At 74.4% G+C, this 18,845-nt stretch carries 14 protein-coding genes; 8 read left to right on the top strand and 6 right to left on the bottom strand.

Features of this window, described 5'->3' with window-relative positions:
* Positions 1-22: 22 nt before the first annotated feature.
* From IGS67_RS00935 to IGS67_RS00945, 3 genes are all read left to right on the top strand, one after another.
* The gene (locus tag IGS67_RS00935; protein ID WP_102510050.1) at positions 23-460 is read left to right on the top strand and encodes an OsmC family peroxiredoxin; all 438 of its coding nucleotides are present in this window, start codon (positions 23-25) and stop codon (positions 458-460) included.
* A 77-nt stretch (positions 461-537) separates the two neighbouring features.
* Positions 538-3,516, top strand: a complete 2,979-nt coding sequence (locus IGS67_RS00940) for an FAD-binding and (Fe-S)-binding domain-containing protein (RefSeq protein ID WP_328741310.1) — start codon at positions 538-540, stop codon at positions 3,514-3,516.
* A 117-nt stretch (positions 3,517-3,633) separates the two neighbouring features.
* Positions 3,634-5,562, top strand: a complete 1,929-nt coding sequence (locus tag IGS67_RS00945) for a hypothetical protein (protein WP_192276904.1) — start codon at positions 3,634-3,636, stop codon at positions 5,560-5,562.
* A 61-nt stretch (positions 5,563-5,623) separates the two neighbouring features.
* Here IGS67_RS00945 and IGS67_RS00950 read toward each other — a convergent pair whose 3' ends face one another.
* The 3 genes from IGS67_RS00950 to IGS67_RS00960 form a co-directional block, all read right to left on the bottom strand.
* Positions 5,624-6,655 carry an alpha/beta hydrolase gene (locus IGS67_RS00950; RefSeq protein ID WP_328741312.1) on the bottom strand — a complete coding sequence of 344 codons (1,032 nt, stop codon included), beginning with the start codon at positions 6,653-6,655 and terminating at the stop codon, positions 5,624-5,626.
* Complete coding sequence (locus IGS67_RS00955; RefSeq protein WP_192276907.1) at positions 6,652-7,608, bottom strand: zinc-binding dehydrogenase; 957 nt, start codon at positions 7,606-7,608, stop codon at positions 6,652-6,654. The genes IGS67_RS00950 and IGS67_RS00955 overlap by 4 nt, the downstream gene beginning before the upstream one ends.
* 175 nt (positions 7,609-7,783) lie before the next feature.
* On the bottom strand, positions 7,784-8,518 hold the full coding sequence (locus IGS67_RS00960; RefSeq protein ID WP_192276910.1) for a maleylpyruvate isomerase N-terminal domain-containing protein: 735 nt from the start codon (positions 8,516-8,518) through the stop codon (positions 7,784-7,786).
* 71 nt (positions 8,519-8,589) lie between these two features.
* On the opposite strand from IGS67_RS00960, the gene IGS67_RS00965 reads away from it, so the two are divergent.
* Entirely contained in the window at positions 8,590-9,696 is a 1,107-nt protein-coding gene (locus IGS67_RS00965) for a hypothetical protein (RefSeq protein ID WP_192276913.1), read from the top strand.
* A gap of 55 nt (positions 9,697-9,751) precedes the next feature.
* Here the strand turns inward: IGS67_RS00965 and metX are convergent, their stop codons facing one another.
* Together metX and IGS67_RS00975 are read right to left on the bottom strand one after the other, a co-directional pair.
* Positions 9,752-11,122, bottom strand: a complete 1,371-nt coding sequence (metX, locus tag IGS67_RS00970) for a homoserine O-acetyltransferase MetX (RefSeq protein WP_235977474.1) — start codon at positions 11,120-11,122, stop codon at positions 9,752-9,754.
* Positions 11,122-12,465 (bottom strand): bifunctional o-acetylhomoserine/o-acetylserine sulfhydrylase, encoded by a 1,344-nt coding sequence (locus tag IGS67_RS00975; RefSeq protein WP_192276915.1) that lies wholly within the window; start codon positions 12,463-12,465, stop codon positions 11,122-11,124. Before IGS67_RS00975 ends, metX begins: the two co-directional genes overlap by 1 nt.
* A gap of 389 nt (positions 12,466-12,854) precedes the next feature.
* On the opposite strand from IGS67_RS00975, the gene IGS67_RS00980 reads away from it, so the two are divergent.
* Positions 12,855-14,303 carry a C40 family peptidase gene (locus IGS67_RS00980; protein WP_192276918.1) on the top strand — a complete coding sequence of 483 codons (1,449 nt, stop codon included), beginning with the start codon at positions 12,855-12,857 and terminating at the stop codon, positions 14,301-14,303.
* Between the two features lie 74 nt (positions 14,304-14,377).
* Here the strand turns inward: IGS67_RS00980 and IGS67_RS00985 are convergent, their stop codons facing one another.
* Complete coding sequence (locus tag IGS67_RS00985; protein WP_102510058.1) at positions 14,378-14,872, bottom strand: inorganic diphosphatase; 495 nt, start codon at positions 14,870-14,872, stop codon at positions 14,378-14,380.
* A 239-nt stretch (positions 14,873-15,111) separates the two neighbouring features.
* On the opposite strand from IGS67_RS00985, the gene dacB reads away from it, so the two are divergent.
* The 3 genes from dacB to IGS67_RS01000 are packed head-to-tail and all read left to right on the top strand — an operon-like array spanning position 15,112 to position 18,844.
* Positions 15,112-16,524, top strand: a complete 1,413-nt coding sequence (gene dacB, locus IGS67_RS00990; RefSeq protein ID WP_192276921.1) for a D-alanyl-D-alanine carboxypeptidase/D-alanyl-D-alanine endopeptidase — start codon at positions 15,112-15,114, stop codon at positions 16,522-16,524.
* A complete protein-coding gene (locus IGS67_RS00995; protein WP_192276925.1) occupies positions 16,521-17,642 on the top strand; it encodes a zinc-dependent metalloprotease in 1,122 nt (373 codons plus the stop codon). The genes dacB and IGS67_RS00995 overlap by 4 nt, the downstream gene beginning before the upstream one ends.
* On the top strand, positions 17,639-18,844 hold the full coding sequence (locus tag IGS67_RS01000; protein WP_192276928.1) for a tRNA lysidine(34) synthetase: 1,206 nt from the start codon (positions 17,639-17,641) through the stop codon (positions 18,842-18,844). Before IGS67_RS00995 ends, IGS67_RS01000 begins: the two co-directional genes overlap by 4 nt.
* The last annotated feature ends 1 nt before the right edge of the window (position 18,845 follow it).

Raw genomic sequence — 18,845 nt, forward strand, 5'->3', positions numbered from 1 at the left:
TCCCGATGCACCGGAGGTTGTCATGCCTACACGTACCGCTCGCACCGCCTGGAACGGCTCGTTCGAGGAGGGGGCCGGCCAGGTCGAGCTCTCGAGCTCGGGGGCCGGCACGTACACGGTCTCGTTCCCGACGCGGTCCGCCGACGACGCCAACGGAACGACGAGCCCCGAGGAGCTCATCGCGGCCGCGCACTCGTCGTGCTACGCGATGCAGCTCTCGGCGCTCCTCGGGCAGGCCGGGCACGCGCCCGACGCGCTGCACGTGAGTGTCGAGGTCGACCTCGGTCCGGATCCGGCGGGCGGGTTCCGCATCCCGGCGATCCGTGTCGCGGTCGAGGGTGAGGTCGCGGGGATCGACGAGGCGCGCTTCGTCGAGATCGCCGAGGAGGCGAAGGCGACGTGCCCGGTGAGCAAGGCTCTGGCGGGCACGGAGATCTCGCTCACGGCGTCGCTCGCCTGAGACGAGGGCTGGGGCGGGCGAGGTCCGCTAGGTCCAACGGCCGGACACGAGCGTCCAGGTCGTGGGAGGATTCAGTCGTGTCGAGCGCACCTGAAACTCTGCCCGCCCCCCGTCCCTCCGAGGTCGCGGACCTCGTCGCGGCGCTGAGCGTCGCCGTCTCGGGGGAGGTCGACGCGTCGTCGTCGCGTCGTGCGCAGTACTCGACGGACGCGTCGAACTACCGGGTGCCGCCGCAGGTCGTCGTCTTCCCGCGAAGCACGGACGACGTGCTCGCGGCGCTCGAGGTCGCGCGCGAGGCCCGCGTGCCGGTGACGGCACGTGGCGCGGGCACGTCGGTCGCAGGCAATGCGGTCGGGCCCGGCGTCGTCCTCGACCTGTCCCGTCACCTGCACCGCATCCACGAGATCGACCCGGAGGCACGCACGGCGCGCGTCGAGCCGGGCGTCGTCATGTCGAGCCTCCAGCAGGCTGCTGCACCGTTCGGGCTGCGCTTCGGGCCTGACCCGTCGACCCAGAACCGCGCGACGCTCGGCGGCATGATCGGCAACAACGCGTGCGGCCCTCACGCGGTCGCATACGGCCGCATGGCCGACAACACTCTTGAGCTCGACGTCGTCGACGGCCTGGGCCGGCGCTTCACGGCGGGGGCGGGCGCGGGGTCGCTCGCGGTCGTGCCGGGCCTCGAGGACCTCGTCACCGCAGAGATGGCCCTCATCCGCACCGAGCTGGGACGCTTCGGCCGCCAGGTGTCGGGCTACTCCCTCGAGCACCTGCTCCCCGAGAACGGGCGAGACCTCGCGAAGGCGCTCGTCGGCACGGAGGGCACGGTCGTCACGGTGCTCGGCGCGACGGTGCGGCTCGTCGAGCAGGCGGCGGCGCCGGTCGTCGTCGTGCTCGGGTACCCGGACATGCCGACGGCCGCGGACGACGTGCCGGCGCTGCTCGCGCTCGACCCGCTCGCGATCGAGGGTCTCGACGCGCGGCTCGTCGACGTCGTGCGCCGGGTCAAGGGACCGGGCGCGGTGCCGGCGCTGCCTGCGGGCGCGGGTTGGCTCATGGTCGAGGTTGCGGGCGCGGACCTCGACGAGGCGCTCGACAGGGCGCGGCGCATCGCGCAGGCTGCGTCGACGGACGCGTCGGTCGTCCTGCCCCCGGGGCCGGAGGCGACCGCGATGTGGCGGATCCGCGCGGACGGCGCGGGGCTCGGCGGGCGCACGCCGTCGGGCAACCAGGCGTGGCCCGGATGGGAGGACGCGGCGGTGCCGCCGGAGCGGCTCGGTGCGTATCTGCGCGAGTTCGACGCGCTCATGGAGTCCTACGGCGTTGAGGGCATGGCGTTCGGGCACTTCGGCGACGGCTGCATCCACGTGCGGATCGACCTGCCGCTCGAGCACGACGCAGCGGTGTTCCGCAGGTTCATCGTCGACTCCGCGACGCTCGTCGCGAAGCACGGCGGCTCGCTCTCGGGGGAGCACGGCGACGGCCGGGCGCGCAGCGAGCTGCTGCCGCTCATGTACTCGGCGGGGGCGATCGACCTCTTCGAGCGCTTCAAGGCGCTCCTCGACCCTGACGACGCGCTCAACCCGGGTGTCGTCGTGCGCCCAGCCCCGCTCGACGCGGACCTGCGCCGCCCCGCGGCGCGGCGCGAGGTCGTCGCGCACCCGGGGAAGAAGGGCACGGGCTTCGCGTTCACGCACGATGACGGCGACATCACGAAGGCCGTCCACCGGTGCACGGGCGTGGGCAAGTGCCGCGCGGACAACGCGACCGCCGGGGCGGGCTTCATGTGCCCCTCCTATCAGGCGACGCGCGACGAGAACGACGTCACGCGCGGGCGTGCGCGCACGCTCCAGGAGATGCTCAACGGGCGGCTCGTCCAGGGTGGCTGGCGTTCTCCGGAGGTCCACGGCGCGCTCGACCTGTGCCTGTCGTGCAAGGCGTGCTCGAAGGACTGCCCTGCGGGCGTCGACATGGCGATGCTCAAGTCTGAGGTGCTCCACCGCTCGTACCAGGGCCGGTTGCGGCCGATCGACCACTACTCGCTCGGCTGGCTGCCGCGCTGGGCGCGGCTCGTCACGACGGTTCCGGGGCTCGCGGCGCTCGCGAACGCGGTGTTCAAGGTGCGTCCGCTCGCGAAGCTCATCCTCGCGGTCGGCGGCATGGACACTGCGCGTCCCAAGATGGTGACGTTCGCGTCGACGCCGTTCCGGCGCCTGTGGCGCCGCGGCGGGGTCCCTGTGACGTCGTCGGCGGACGCGACGGTGACGACGGGCGTCCTCGGCGCGGCCGACGGCACGCCGCTCACGCCGGGCGTGCGCGGCCGCACGAAGGTCGTCCTGTGGACCGACACGTTCTCGGACACCATGGCGCCGCAGGTGCCCGAGGCCGCGGTCGAGGTGCTCGTCGCGGCGGGCTACGACGTCATCGTCCCCGATCAGGAGGCGTGCTGCGGTCTCACGTGGATCTCGACGGGCCAGCTCGACGGCGCGCGGCGCCGCCTCGCAGGGCTGCTCGACGTTCTCGGGCCGTTCGGCGTCAACGGCGTGCCGATCGTCGGCCTCGAGCCGTCGTGCACGGCCGTGCTGCGATCGGACCTCCTCGAGCTCCTGCCCGACGACCCGCGTGCGCATGCGGTCGCGCGGGCGACGACGACGCTCGCCGAGCTGCTCACGGCGCCCGCGCCGCTCGGCCCGGACCCTGAGGTGTGGCAGATGCCCGACCTCTCGGACGTCACGGCGGTCGTGCAGCCGCACTGCCACCACCACTCGGTCATGGGTTTCGAGGCCGACCGTGCGCTCCTCAGCGCTGCGGGTGCGACGGTGACGGAGCTCTCGGGGTGCTGCGGTCTTGCGGGGAACTTCGGTATGCAGAAGGGCCACTACGACGTTTCGGTGAAGGTCGCCGAGCAGCAGTTGCTGCCCGCGCTCGACGCGATGGCCGACGGCGACGTCTACGTCGCGGACGGCTTCTCGTGCCGCACGCAGGCCGACCACCTGCGCGGCACGCACGGGGTGGCGCTCGCCGAGCTGCTTGCGGAGCACCTGCGACGCAGCTGATCTCGGTCGGGACCGGGTGCGATTCGCCCGGTCCGGGGCTGCGCTCCGCGCGTCGAAGCCCTAGGCTGGCCCCGCGCGTGGTATTCCGTGCGCATTCGGGGACTAGCAGGAGTTGACGTGGCGATCTTCGAGCTCGATGCCGAGAGGGCGGTCGCGGTGCAGGCCATGGAGCCCGCGCCGGGCGCGGTCGGTGCTCAGGTGGAGCAGATCATCGAGCAGCGGCTCGGTGCGATCCTCGGGGAGCGTCTGCTCACCGTCGCGCGAGGCCGGGCCGGGCACGACGAGCCGTTCCTCCTGTCGGTCGACGGGTTCGGCGGCGTCGTCGTCACGGAGATCGTCACGAACCTCGACGCGGCGACGCTTGCGTCGGCGCTCGTGCGCGCGGGGAGCGCGTCACGGCTCGGTGACGCCGAGCTCGCGCAGCGCTACCACCGCGGTCCGCAGGCGTTCGTCGGCGACCGCTCCCAGCTCTTCACGACCGTGCCGGAGGTCGTGGGCGGCGAGCGTCGCCCGGGGGGTGCGCGCCTCGTCGTCGTGTGCGCCGCGGTCGCGCTCGACGCGCTCGACGCGCTCGAGTTCCTCCGCCAGCCCGGCAGCCGTGTCGAGGTGCTGCGGGTGGGTGTCCTGCGGGGCACCGACGGCCGCCGCGTCCTCGACGTGTCGCCGCTCGGCCTCGGCGGCCGTGGTCCGCGTGGTCTCGAGCCGACGGAGGCTGCGCCGACCGCGGCTGCGGCCGCCCCCGCGGCGGCGACGTCGCAGGTGACGCGCACGTCGGTCTTTGACCCGCGCGACCCGGTCGATCACGAGGCGGAGCGGCGTCGCCTCGCCGCGATGGTCTCGACGCAGGCGCTGCCCGTCGTCACGGACCCGCAGGACGGGCAGTCGCAGCCGTACGAGCACAGCGCCGTCCCCGCGGCCGCGCACACCGCAGGTCCGTCCGCGTACGCCGCGCAGCGCCCGTCGGCGTACTCGACGCAGCAGCCGTCGGCCTACGTTGCGCGCCCGTCCGCGCCGGTCAAGGAGCGGACGCCCGTGCACGAGCCCGTGCACGAGCCCGTCTCGCCGGCCCGCACCGCGATCGGCGTCACCCAGACCCCGTCCCGTGCCGCGACGCACCCGCGCCCGTACCACCCGTCGGGCGCGCCCGGCACGACGGGCGCGACGGCGCACCCCGCCGGATACGCGGGGGCGCGCTACCGTGCACGTCTCGCGTCGGTCGAAGAGGTGTCGATCGACACCAACCCCAACGACCTCAGCTCGCTGCGGGACTCGTCGCGGTCCTTCGCGGCGGCGATGGCGTACGGCGACCCGTCGCCCACCACGGCGCAGGTGTACGACGACGCGCCCCCGCTGGCGGACCCGGAGCCCGAGCCTGCGCCGCTCGCGGCGTCGTTCGAGGAGCCGGCGTCGTACGACGCGCACCCCTATGACGCGCACTCCTTTGACAAGTCTTCGTACGACGCCACGTCCTATGGGGCAGCCGGTGGGTACGCGGCCGAAGGGCACCGTGCAGCGTCGACCTCCACAGCGCCGGCGGCTGCGCCCGGGCGCTACTCGGTCGTCGACGTCCTCGAGCACGACACGCGCGTCGTGGAGCCCTACGCGGGCCCCAGCCACCCGCAGACCGCACCGTACGGTGCGCCGGCTCCTGCCGCGTCGGCCCCTGCCTACGCGGCTGCTCCCATGTCGTCGTACGCGGCACCCCGGAGCTCGTCGTACGCGCCGGGGCACGGAGCGCCGTCCGCGACCGTGCAGCCCGCGCACGAGCCGCGCGCCCAGGCCCCCAAGGGGCCGCGGGACCCGGCGCTCGAGGCACTCGCGGCCCGGCTCGACGGCCCGGCCCCGCTCGTGTGGGTGCGACACCGGCGGGGGGAGTCGATCCACGCGACGCTCTTCACCGACGGGATCATCGAGCTCGACGACGGCCAGCGCTTCTGGTCCGCGGACCTCGCGGCGTCGGCCGCGGTCGGGGCGTCGGGGGTCGACGGGTGGCGCATGTGGCGTCTGGGCGACGAGACGGGCCCGACGCTCGCCGAGTGCCGCTGACCCGCAGCCCCTCCCGTCGGTCAGGCCGAGTCGGCCGCAGCCGCACCGAGGCGCAGTCGCGTCAGCCCCAGCCGTAGGCGAGCGACCAGCGCGCGAGCTGCCGGTAGAACTGCGCGCGCGGACCGGGCGGCGAGAGCGCGAGGTCGTGGATGCCCCCGTCGATGCGCACGAGGGTGACGGTGTCGCCGAGCGACGACGCGCGCCGCGCGATCGTCTCGACGTCGAGCACGATGTCGGCGGCGCGCATGTCCTCGCTCCAGCGCGGGTTGATGTGCGTTCGAGCAGAGAGGCTCACGAGCACGGGAACGTCGATGGACAGACCTGCCGCAACCGTGGCGTGACCCGCGAGGATCGCGCGCAACCACCCTGCGCGCACGGGGAACGACGGGTTGGGACGCCAGTGAGGGTCCGTCACCCAGGTTCCTCCCGAGTGCTCGTCGACCACCCGCGCGTAGTAGCCGGGGTCGATGTTCGGCAGCGGCGTGCGCGGGTGGAAGCGCGCGATCTGGGCGACGGCCGGCGTCGAGACGGTCCGGGCGATCGATGAACCCTGGAGCTCGAGCCACGGCGAGTTGAGCGCGAGCCCGGTGACCCGCCCGGGGTGGCGGTCCGCCCAGAGAGCCGTGACGAGCCCGCCCGTCGAGTGCGCGGTGAGGAGCACGGCGCAGTGCGGACCGAGCTCGGCGTGGATCGTCGCGAGGGCAGCGTCGATCTCCTCGTCGTACGTCACGAGCGTCTCGACGTAGCCGGGAGTCTGGTGCTCGCGCAGGGACCGCCCGTACTTGCGCAGGTCGAGCGCGTAGAACGCGATGCCCTGCGCGGTCCAGAACTCGGCGAGCCCCGTCTGGAAGAAGTAGTCGGACCAGCCGTGGAGGTAGAGGACGGCGCGCGCGGGCCGGAGCCCGACGAGCCCCGGGTCGTGGCGCACGAGGGTCGCGACGACCTCGCCCTCGTCGTCGTCCGCGAGGGGGAGCGTGAGTGCGCGGTAGTCGTCACCGAGGACGTCGGTGACCCAGCCGTCGGGCATGCCGAGCGGCGCGCGCGGCGGCAGGTCGGCGAGCGTGAACGGCTCGCCCGGGCGATCACCCGTCATGGTTGCAGGACGATCTTGCCGAAGTGGTCGCCGGCGTCGAGCGCGCGCAGGCCACGCTCCGCGTCCGCGAGGGGGAGGACCTCGGCGATCGGAGGCTCGATGCCGGTGCGGGCGACGAAAGCGGCGAGCGCGGCGAGGTCGTCGCGCGTGCCCATGGTGACGCCCTGGACGCGGATCTCCTGGAAGAAGATGCGCGTGAGCTCGGCGGCGTCGGGGTCGCCCGTCGTCGCGCCGGCGACGGCGACGGTGCCGCCCGGGCGGACGGACGAAACGGAGTGCCGCCACGTCGCGCGGCCGACGGTCTCGACGACGCCGTCGACCCTGCGGGGAAGGCGTGCGCCGGGCTCGAGTGCCGCCGCACCGAGGGCCGTGGCACGCTCGCGCTTGGCGGCGGAACGGCTCGTCGCGAAGACCTCGAGGCCCGCGGCGACGCCGAGGACGATCGCGGCCGACGCGACACCGCCGCCCGCCCCCTGGACGAGCACGGAGTCGCCGGGCCGCAGGTCGCACGCCCGGAACAGGAGGCTGTACGCGGTGAGCCACGCGGTCGGCAGGCACGCGGCGACCGTGAGGTCGAGGCCGTCGGGTACGTCGAGGAGGTTCGCGGTCGGGACGGACACCTGCTGCGCGAGCGTCCCCGGGTAACGCTCGGAGAGCAACGAGCGGCGCTCGGTGGGGCCGACGCCGTGGCCGTCCGCCCCGATGACACCGTGGACGAGGACGCGTCGGCCGTCCGCGGTCGTGCCGGCGGCGTCCGTGCCGAGGATCATCGGCAGGAGAGCGTCGGGCAGGCCGACGCCCCGCAGCGACCACAGGTCGTGATGATTGAGGGAAGCGGCGGCGACGTCGACCGTCGTCCAGTGCTCGCGCGACTCAGGGGCGGGACGCTCCCCGATGACGAGGCCCGCGAACGGGTCGGTGGCAGAGGTCTTCGCGACGTAGGCGGCCAGCATGACGCCACGATACCGAGCGTCGGCTGGTGCAGACAGCCACGGCGGGCTCCGCTAGCCTGCTGCGATGGGAGTCCTCGGGGGCAGACGCCGGCGTGACGTTCGACGTGAGCGTCGGCGCGGGCGGCGCAGCACGTTCGTCGAGTGGATCGTCGACCTCTTCTCCGCCTGGCCCTGACTAGACGAGCGGCAGGACGTTCCCGAGGTCCGGGACGGAGTCCGCGGTGAACGACGTGCGCAGGGCGACCGCGAGCTCGTCGACGTCGTAGGGCACACGGCCCGCGGCGAGCCGCACCCACAGGCGCGCGTCCGCGACCTCGAGGTCCCAGCCGCCACGCGCCCGCACGATGCCGCACAGCTCGTCGGCGACGAGCGCGAGCGCCTCACGGTCGACGGGGTCGTCCGCGCCGCGCGTTGCTGCGACGTCCGCGAACGAGCGTGCGACGTCGTCCGCGTGGACGACGAGCTCGACGAGCCGCGTGACGACGAGGTCGCGCAGCCGCAGCGGGGCACGGTTGCCGAGGACGACGGCCTCGGGGTCGTCGCCGAGCGTCCGCAGGTGGGCGAAGGCCTCGCCGACAAGACGCGAGACCTCGGCGAGCCGGTCGCCCGCGATGCGTTCGTCGAGCTCGCGCGTCGTCGTCGTGATGTGCTCCGCCGACGCCTTGTAGCCACCCAGGTACTCCGAGAGCCTCACCGGTCGCGTCCCTGCGGGCTGCGGGACAGCCGCCGCGAGCGAGCCCATGCAGCGACCGAGGTGGCTGACAAGCTCGCCGCGCGTCCAGCCCGGCAGCACGCTCGGCTGCGCGGCCGTGCCGAGCAGGTCGTCGCCGAGCGGCTCGAGCCACCGCTCGAGGCGCGTCCACTGGCGGGTGAGCACGTCGGTGAGGTCCGGGAGCGTCGGCGCTGTCATGACCCCATCCTGCCCGCCGCACCGCCCGGACGCACTGCGTCCCGCGGACGACCTCCGGTAGGTTCTCCACCATGCTGAGCGTCGTGCGGAGCGCCGTGGTCGTCCTGTGCGTCCTCGTCGTCGGCGTCTGCGTGCCGACCGCCCCCGTGGCGCGCTGGGTGCACGGCGCGGTCGACGACACCGACGCGTACGTCGCGACGGTCGCACCGCTCGCGCGCGACCCGCTCGTGCGCGAGAGGCTCGCGGACGAGGTGACGACGCGCCTGCTCGAGACGTTCGACCCCGAGGTGACGGTCCGTGGTGCTGTCGCGACGGCGCTCGGCCCGCTCGCGGACCTCCCGGGTGCGTCGCGCCTCGTCGACGACGCCGTGACGGACGGCGCTGCACACCTGCGCGACGGCGTTGCAGCGGGCGTGCGGTACGCCGTCGGCACCGAGGCCTTCGGGACGGCGTGGGACACCGCGCAGCGTGCCGCTCACGCGGGCGTGCGGTGGGCGCTCACGAGCCCCGACGTCGACGCGGCGCACCGGCCGGCGGTCGGCATCGACGCCGACGGCGCGGTCGTCCTCGACCTCGGGACGCTTTCCGACATGGTCGTCGCACAGCTCGACGCGCTCCGGTTCCCCGTGCCGCAGGCCCTGCGGGACATGCCGGCTGCTGCGGGAGTCGTCGAGCGTCTCGACGCGCTGCGCACGCTCGTGCCCGACGCGCTGCGCGACCTCGACGTCCAGGTCCCTGTCGTGACGTCCGCGAAGCTCGTGAGCGCACGGACGACGCTCGGCGTCATCGACACGTGGGGTGCGCTCGCGCCGTGGGTCGCCCTCGCGGCGGTCGTCGTGGCGCTCCTCGTGGCGCGCCGCCGCTGGCTCGTGCTCGCGGCGTGCGGGGCCTCCGCGCTCGCGGGGACGGCCGCGCTCCTGGTGGGTGCACACGTCGCGGCCCGGGAGGTCGTCGCGCAGCTCGCGCTGCCGTCGGACGGGGTGCTCGCGCTCGTCACCGACCGCATCGTCTCGATGCTCGCGGGCGGCCTGCCGAGCCTCCTCGCGGACGGTGCGCTCCTCGCGGCGGCAGCGCTCCTCGTCGGCGTGGCTGGCCTCGTCCTCGCGAGCGGACGCGCTGCCCGCGGCGCCCCCCGCAGCACCGCCGCCGGCCCGGACCCCCGCCTCTCCGACGCGTAGGCCCGGAGCCCCGTTCGACGGTGCTGGAGGCCGACGGGTCGGGCAGCGGTTGCCGTCAGCCGCGGCGGGTGACGAGGCGCTTGAGGAAGTGCCGGACGACAGGCCCGAGCTGGTCGAACTCGATGAGGAAACCGTCGTGCCCGTGCTCGGACCGCAGCACCTGCAGCGGCCACGCGCCCGGCACGTTGCGCGTGATGCGCTCGGACTCGATCGGCTGGAAGAGCCGGTCGGAGTCGACCGCGACGACGAGGGCCTTCGCGGTGATCGACGCGAGCGCGGACTCGACGCCGCCGCGGTCGCGCCCGAGGTCGTGCGTGAGCATCGACTGCGTGAGGACGAGGTAGGAGTTCGCGTCGAAGCGGCTCGCGAGCTTGTGCGCGTGGTGGTCGAGGTACGACTGGATCGCGTACCGGCCTCCGCGCAGCGGGTCCTCGGCGTTCTGCGGGATGCGACCGAAGCGTCGGTCGAGCTCGGTCGCCGAGCGGTAGGTGGCGTGCGCGATCTGCCGGGCGATGCCGAGGCCGACGTGCGGCCCGACGCCGTCGGCGTTCTCGTAGTAGTCCCCGCCGTTGTAGTGCGGGTCGGCGAGGATCGCCGCGATCTGCGGGTGCGCCCACGCGATCTGGTCGCCCGTCGTCTGCGCGCCGGACGCGATGATGCCGATCGACTCGACGTCGACGCCGGCCTCGGGCCCGCAGAGCGCCCACTCGAGGGCGCGCAGCCCGCCCATGGATCCGCCGACGACGAAGTGCCACGACGTGACGCCGAGCGCACGGGCCAGCGCGATCTCCGCGCCGACCTGGTCGCGGACGGTGAGGTGCGGGAACCGCGAGCCCCACGGGCGTCCGTCGGGCGCGGGGGATGCTGGTCCGGTCGAGCCCTGGCAGCCGCCGACGACGTTGGGGGCGACGACGAAGTAGCGGTCGGTGTCGATGGGCGCTCCGGGGCCGACCATCTGCGACCACCAGCCGGGCGTCGGGTGGCCGGGCTCGGCGTCGCCCGTGACGTGCGAGTCGCCCGTGAGGGCGTGGAGGACGAGGACGGCGTTCGAGCCGTCGGGCGCGAGCGTGCCCCACGTCTCGTACGCGACGGTGACGTCGGGGATCTCGAGGCCCGACTCGAGCTCGAGCGTGCCGACGTCGCAGAAGCGGCGGCGACCGGGCTCGTCGCCCTGCTGCCATGCGCCGCTCGGCGCGGGCTGCGGGGCGGGGAGGACGGGCACGTCCGTGCCGGGGCGCGGCGTCGCGCCCGCGAACGGCGGGGCGAGGCGGCGCGGGCGGGGTGCGGGCGTCGTGCTCACGGCACCATCATCCGACGGAACCGAGGCAGGGCGTGCCGACGCGGCGCCGTCGGGCATGACCGTGCCGTCCGGGAACGTCCCGGGGTGGGCCTGGCCGTCGCTCGTCGGCGCCGCGTCGGTACACATCAGGCGGTCGCCTTGGCGCCCGTGCGCAGCGCGGCGACGGCCGCGAAGCCGCGGCCGAGGTCCGCGAGGATGTCGTCGATGTGCTCGAGGCCGACGGAGAGGCGCACGAGGCCGGGCGTCACGCCGGAGAGCGCCTGCTCCTCGGGCGAGAGCTGCGCGTGCGTCGTCGACGCGGGGTGGATGACGAGCGAGCGGACGTCGCCGATGTTCGCGAGGTTCGAGTGGAGCTCGAGCGCGTCGACGAACGCGCGGCCGACCTCGGCGTCGCCGTCGAGCTCGAACGCGAGGACGGCGCCCGCACCGCGGGGGAGGTACTTCTGCGCCGTCGCGTGCCACGGGCTGGACTCGAGTCCCGCGTAGTGGACGGTGGTGACGGCGTCCTGCGCCTCGAGGAACGCCGCGACCTTCTCCGCGTTGGCGACGTGGCGCTCGATGCGCAGCGAGAGGGTCTCGACGCCCTGGGCGATGAGGAACGCGTTGAACGGGCTGATCGACGCGCCGACGTCGCGCAGCAGCTGGACGCGCGCCTTGAGGATGTAGGAGAGGTTGACGCCGAAGAGGCCGTCCTTGCCGAGGTCGCGCGCGTAGACGAGGCCGTTGTACGTGACGTCGGGCTCGTTGAAGTCCGGGAAGCGCTCGGGGTCCTGGCCGAAGTCGAACGTGCCGCCGTCGACGATGACGCCGCCGATAGAGTTGCCGTGGCCGCCGAGGAACTTCGTCGCCGCGTGGACGACGATGTCGGCGCCGTGCTCGAAGGGGCGCAGCAGGTAGGGCGTCGCGATGGTGTTGTCGACGATGAGGGGGACGCCGACCTCGTGCGCGGCGTCGGCGACTGCACGGATGTCGAGGACGTCGGAGCGCGGGTTGGGGATGGACTCGGCGAAGAACGCCTTCGTCGTGGGGCGGGCGGCGGCGCGCCACTGCGCGGGGTCGTGCGGGTCGTCGACCCACGAGACCTCGATGCCGAGCTTGCGCAGCGTGTGGCCGAGGAGGTTGTAGGTGCCGCCGTAGAGCGACGGGCTCGCGACGATGTGGTCCCCCGCGCCCGCGAGGTTGAGGATCGAGAACGTCGTCGCGGCCTGGCCCGAGGCGAGCAGGAGCGCGCCGACGCCGCCCTCGAGGGAGGCGATGCGGTCCTCGACGACGCCGGTCGTCGGGTTGCCGAGGCGTGTGTAGATGGGGCCGAGGTCGGCGAGCGCGAAGCGTGCGGCGGCGGTCTCGGCGTCGGGGAAGACGAAGGACGTCGTCTGGTAGATCGGCAGCGCGCGGGCGCCGGTCGTCGGGTCGGGCGTCTGTCCGGCGTGGATCTGGCGGGTCTCGAAGGACCAGTCGGCGTTGCTCATGGGTGGCTCCAGGTGGGTGTTCGCGGCCTGCGGGTGGGCGGGCGTCGAACGGTGTCCTGGTGCCGTGGTGCGACTCGCATGATCGTCGTCGCTGCACGGACGGGTGCGGTCCCGTCGTCGCCCTGGGGGCGTGTCCGCACCGGGGCCCGGCGTGGCCGGGCGCGAGTGCGGGGGTGTCAGCGACACATTCGACGGATCATGGCGGCCACTCTAGGCGGACGTGGTCACGGGGTGGAACGGGCCATCCGCATGATGAGATCTCTGTGGCTGGCGGGGCTCCTGTGGCTCATGTGACTGATGTGACTCGCGATGTTCCTGAGGTGGGAGTTCACAACGGGATCGAAGGCGACTAGCCTCGTCGTGCACCGCTGTCCCGTCTCGGAGGCTCCATGTCCCGCCAGTCCCGGATCCCCAGGTCCGCGTCCGCGCTCGTCGCGGCGGCGCTCGTCCTCGGTCTCGCCGCGCCCGCCGCGCTCGCGGACCCGAGCGACGACGACGTCGCGTCGGCCCGCGCGAGCGAGGCCGCAGTCGCGGGATCCGTGGCCGCGATCGAGGTCGAGCTCGCGCGCCTCAGCACCGTCGCCGACGAGGCATGGGCGCGGTCCGCGACCGCAGGTGAGCGCTACCTCACGGCGCAGGTCGCGCTCGACAGCGCGCAGGCCGCGGCGGCCGCCGCGGACGCGAAGCTCGCCGACGCCCTCACGACCATGGAGGCCTCGCGCAAGGTCCTCGCCGGCATCGCGCTCGAGCGCTACCGCTCGGGCGGCTCGATCCAGACCCTCGAGGCCGTCCTCACGGCTGACGGCATCACCGACGTCGTCCGCCGCACCTCGTCGCTGCGGACCGTCGGCTCCGCCGCCGACGCGGCCGTGCAGCAGTTCCGGGCCGACGCCCTCGTCGCCGACGTCCTGCGGACGGACGCCGCGAACGCCCTCACGGCCGCGCAGGATGCGGCGACGGAGGCCGAGAAGGCGCGGGCGGAGACAGACCGCCTCACCCAGGCGGCCCAGGCCGCGGCCGATTCTGCGACGGCGCGCCGCGACACGCTCATCACCCAGCTCGCCGCTGCCCGCAGCACGACCGTCGAGGCCGAGCGCGCACGCCAGGACCGCATCGACCGTGACCGCGAGCAGCAGCGCGAGGACCAGGCCGAGGCCGAGCGCGAGCCGTCGGACCCGCCGACCTCCCGCCCCACGCCGACGACCCCGCCGACGACGCCGACGCAGGAGCCGACGACCGAGCCGACGCGCGAGCCCACGACCGAGCCGAGCCGCGAGCCGACGCGCGAGCCGACGACAGAACCGACGCGCGAGCCGACCCGCGAGCCGACGACCGAGCCGACGACGGCCCCGACGGAACGGCCGACGCCCACCCCGACCCCGGCGCCGACGCGCACCCCGAAGCCCGAGCCGACGAAGCCGCCCACGACCGAGGCCCCGGGCCTCGGCACCGGCACCGCGGTCGGCAGCGCCGCCCAGGGCCGCAAGGCCGTCGCGTGGGCGCGCACGCAGATCGGCAAGATGTACGGCTGGGGTACGACGGGCCCCAACACGTACGACTGCTCAGGGCTCACGATGCGCGCCTGGGAGGCCGCAGGCGTCGGCATCACCCGGACGAGCCGCTCCCAGTACGTGCGCGTCAAGAAGATCAGGTACGCCGACATGCGCCCGGGAGACCTCATCTTCTGGGCGAACAACACCTCGGACCCGAACACGATCCGCCACGTCGCGATGTACACCGGCGGCGGCATGATGATCGAGGCCGCGCGCCCGGGCGTCCCGGTCCGGGAGGTCCCGGTCCGCTACGCGGAGACCATGGCCTACGCGGGACGTCCCTGACGGCCCTCGGCGCACGCGAACGGGCGGCCGGCTGCGAAAGCAGCCGGCCGCCCGTTCCCGTGCAGGGGGACGCGTCAGTGCGCGTAACCCGAGTCGATCGCGCGCTGGCGCGACCGCTCGATCTCGGCCTCGGCCTCGGCGCGACCCACCCAGTGGGCGCCCTCGACCGACTTGCCGGGCTCGAGGTCCTTGTAGACCTCGAAGAAGTGCTGGATCTCGAGCCGGTGGTAGTCGGACACGTCGTCGATGTCCTGACGCCAGGCGGCGCGCTGGTCGCCCGTCGGGACGCACAGCACCTTGTCGTCGCCGCCGGCCTCGTCGCGCATGCGGAACATGCCGAGCGCGCGGCACCTGATGAGGCAGCCCGGGAACGTCGGCTCCTCGAGGAGCACGAGCGCGTCGAGCGGGTCGCCGTCCTCACCGAGGGTGCCCTCGATGAAGCCGTAGTCGTCGGGGTAGCGCGTCGAGGTGAAGAGCATCCTGTCGAGACGGATGCGACCGGTGTGGTGGTCGACCTCGTACTTGTTGCGCTGACCCTTGGGGATCTCGATCGTGACGTCGAACTCCACTGCTCTTCCTCCAGACACGGGCGGCCGTCGCCGTCCCGAGCACCTCTCGTCGTTCGTCCCGCGGGGCACGGGCGCGGGCCCGTGAGCCTTGGTGGCGTGGTCGTGCCAGGTGACGGTTCACGCCGCGTCCACCGTACGGGGCACGGGGCACGCTGCTCGGTCGCCGTCGTCCTGCGGGTCCAGTGTGACGTACACGGAGGCTAAGGTGTGAACCGCGACCGAGGTGCGGGAGGAACGTCATGGGTCTGGCGGCACGAGTAGCAGCTGCGACGACGACGTTCGCGCTGCTCGCCGGCGGCGGATATCTCGTCGCCGACACGTTCGACGTCGTCCCCGGTTTTCTCACGAACGCGCCGGTCGCGCCGCCTCCGGCGCCGTTCCCGACGGCTCCCGGCGCGACGACGGGGCCTGCGCTCACGTCCGGGCTGGCGACGCTTCCGACGGACGCGCCTGTGCCGTCCGCCACATCGGTCGAGAAGCTCGTCGCGGAGCTCGCCGACGAGGAGAAGTACGTCGGCAAGCGCGTCGGCGTGCTCGTCACGGACGCGGCGACCGGGCAGGGCATCGCAGGGCGCGCGGCGACGACGGACTTCGTGCCGGCGTCGACGGCGAAGCTCCTCACGGCCGCCGCGGGCCTCTCGCGGGTCGGCCCCGACCGGACGCTCGACACGACGGCGCTCCTCGCGGGATCGACCGTGACGCTCGTCGGCGGCGGCGACATGATGCTCGCGGCAGGTGCGGGCGACCCGGCGAAGGTCAACGGCCGTGCCGGTCTCGCGGACCTCGCCGCCCAGGTCGCGGACGCCGTCGCGGCGGCGGGACTCGACTCCGTGACGTTGCGTGTCGACGACTCGCTCTTCACGGGGCCGTCCGTCGCACCGTCCTGGGACCCCAAGAGCGTCGAGGCTGGCTATGCCGCCCCCGTCACCGCGATCGCGGTCGACGTCGCGCGGCGCACGGACGACACGTACGCGCAGCGCCACCCGGACCCGTCGCTCGCTGCCGCGCGCGACTTCGCGCGTGCCCTCGAGAAGGCCGGCGTCACGGTGACGGGCACGGCGGCGCGCGCGAACCCGGCGGAGGGCGCTGCCGAGGTCGGCCGCGTCTCGTCCGCGCCCCTGTCGGAGGTCGTCGGGTACTTCCTGCAGACCTCGGACAACACGATCACCGAGGTTGTCGGCCGGATCGTCGCGATCGAGACGGGCCTGTCCGGCTCCGTCCAGGGTGCGACGGCGGCGGTGCTCGACGCGGTCGGCGCGCTCGGCGTCGACCTCACGGGTGCGAAGCTCGCGGACTGCTCGGGCCTCGGCGACGGCTCGCGGCTCTCACCGCGCCTGCTCAACGAGCTTCTGCTGCGCATGGTCGACCCCGCGACGCCCGCGCTGCGCGAGGCGGCGCTCCAGATGCCGCTCGCGGGGGTCTCGGGGACGCTCCACGAGCGGTTCACGACGTCCGACGCGCGCGGCAGGGTGCGGGCGAAGACCGGCTCGCTCCCGAACGTCTCCGGTCTTGCGGGCACGGTCGTCACGGCCGACGGCCGCCTGCTCGTGTTCGCGGTGCTCGTCGACGACTTCCCCGACGGCAACGCGTGGAACGCGCGCGCGACGATCGACAAGCTCGTGACGCGCCTCGCGGCGTGCGGGTGCGGATGACGTCCGAGCGCCGTCCGAGCCCTGACCTGTGGGCCGCCGTCGACTGGGACGCGGTCCGGGGCCTCGGTGCGCTGCTCGCCCCGGCGGGCCCCGTCGACGATCGCGGGGTGCTCGTCGCGCACGTCGAGGGGCTGCGGCGCGCGGCGTCGCTCGCGGTGCCACACGTCCTCGACGTCACGGCGATGTCCCCGGCCGACGGGCGTGACGTCGTCGACGACCCGGGCCTGCTCTCGCGGGTGCACGTCGTCGACCGTGCGTCGTGGGTGCGGGCTGCGTCGCAGGGCATGGAGGTGCTTCTCGGCGGCACGGCTCCCGCGTCTGCGGAGGGCGCTGGTGCGCGTGCGCCCGGCGTCGTCGTGCAGGCTGCGGGTGCCGCCGAGGTCGGTGCGGCGCTCGCCCTCGTCTCGACGCGGGTCCTCGGCCAGTTCGACCCGTACGTCGCGCGGCCCGGGGAGCCGGGCCGGCTGCTGCTCGTCGCGCCGAACGTCCTGCGGGTGGGCCGTGCGCTCGACGCGCGGCCGGACCCGTTCGCGCTGTGGGTCGCGCTCCACGAGCAGACGCACGCCCTGCAGTTCGCGGCCGCGCCGTGGCTCGCGGACCATCTGCGGGGACGGGTCGGGGCGCTGCTCGACGACGTCGTCGGGTCCGGCGCGGAGCTCGGCCGCGGCGGTCCAGGTCGACGAGCGCGGACGTGGGCGTCGACCCTCGGGCGGGTCGTGCGCGCCCCGGCGGGCACGTCGCTCGGCACTCGTCTGCTCTCGCCGTCGCAGCGCGCGACGATGGCGGAGATCGCTGCGGTGATGTCGCTCCTCGAGGGGCATGCCGACGTCATGATGGACCGCGTCGGGGAGAACGTTATCCCGGGCGTCGGGCGGATCCGGGCGTCGTTCGACGCGCGGCGCTCGCAGCGCGGCGGGGCCGTCGACACGGTGCTCCGCAAGATGCTCGGCCTCGACGAGAAGCTTGCGCAGTACACCGACGGCGCGGCGTTCGTGCGGGGCGCGATGATCCGGGTCGGCCGTCGCCGCCTCAACGCGGTGTGGGACGGTCCCGAGAACCTTCCGACGACGCGCGAGCTCGCCGATCCCGCCGCGTGGGTGCGGCGCGTCCACGGATGAGCCTGCCGACCCCGCACACCGTCGCGGGGCGCCGGGCGGTGCGGGCGGCGCTCGCGGACCTGCCGGGGGCGGCGCCCGTCGTCGTCGGGTGCTCGGGCGGTCCGGACTCGCTCGCGCTCGTCGCGTGCCTCGCGGCGGAGCTCGGGCTGCGGCCCTCGCGGGGTCGCGCCGCGGCTTCCGCGCCCGACGGTCCCGTCGGCGACGTTCCCGTGCCTGACGCTGCCGTGCCCGACGCAGCCGTGCCCGACGGTCCCGTGGCCGACGCTCTCCCGCCCCGCCCGCGCGGCGACCGGACCGCGGGCCGCACCGTGCGCGTCGTCGTCGTCGACCACGGTCTGCAGCCGGGCAGCGACGTCGTCGCGGAGCGTGCCGCGGCGACGTGCCGGACGCTCGGGCTGACGACCGACGTCGTCCGGGTCGTCGTCGACGCGACCGGCGGGCCCGAGGCGGCCGCGCGGACCGCGCGGCACGCGGCGCTCGAGCGTGCGCTCGACGCGCTGCCGGGCGGGGCTGACGGCGCGATTCTCCTCGGGCACACGCTCGACGACCAGGCCGAGGGCGTGCTCCTCGGGCTCGCGCGCGGCGCGGGTGCTCGCTCCCTCGCGGGCATGCGACCCGTGCGCGGACGCGTGCGGCGTCCCTTCCTCGGCCTCGGGCGTGCCGTGACCGTCGGCGTCTGCGCCGAGCAGGGGCTCGAGCCGTGGCACGACCCGACGAACACGCCCGCGCCCGACGACGACGCCGCGCCGCGCCGCTCGGCCCTGCGTGCGCGGGTCCTGCCGCTGCTCACGGACGTCCTCGGGCCGGGTGTCGTGCCGGCGCTCGCCCGGACGGCGGAGCAGCTCCGGGAGGACGACGACGCGCTCGCGTCGTACGCCGCCCGGCTGCTCGCCGACGCTGCCGTCGTGACCTTCCTCGCCGACGCCTCCGAGCGCGCGGTGACCGGGACGTCGGGCGTTCCTGCTGCTGCGAGCCTCGACTGCGCGACGCTCGCGGCCGCACCCGCGGCCGTGAGGCGCCGCGCGCTGCGCGCGTGGGCCGTCGCCGTCGGCGCGAGCGACGGCGCGCTCGCCCGCACCCATGTCCTCGCGCTCGACGCCCTCGTCGTCGCGTGGCGGGGGCAAGGGCCCGTCCCGCTCCCCGGACGGGTCACCGTCCGTCGCAGGTGTGGCACGCTTGAGGGACACCGTCCCGCACCCTGAG

The sequence above is a fragment of the Flavimobilis rhizosphaerae genome, assembly GCF_014852685.1.
Classification (GTDB): domain Bacteria; phylum Actinomycetota; class Actinomycetes; order Actinomycetales; family Cellulomonadaceae; genus Flavimobilis; species Flavimobilis rhizosphaerae.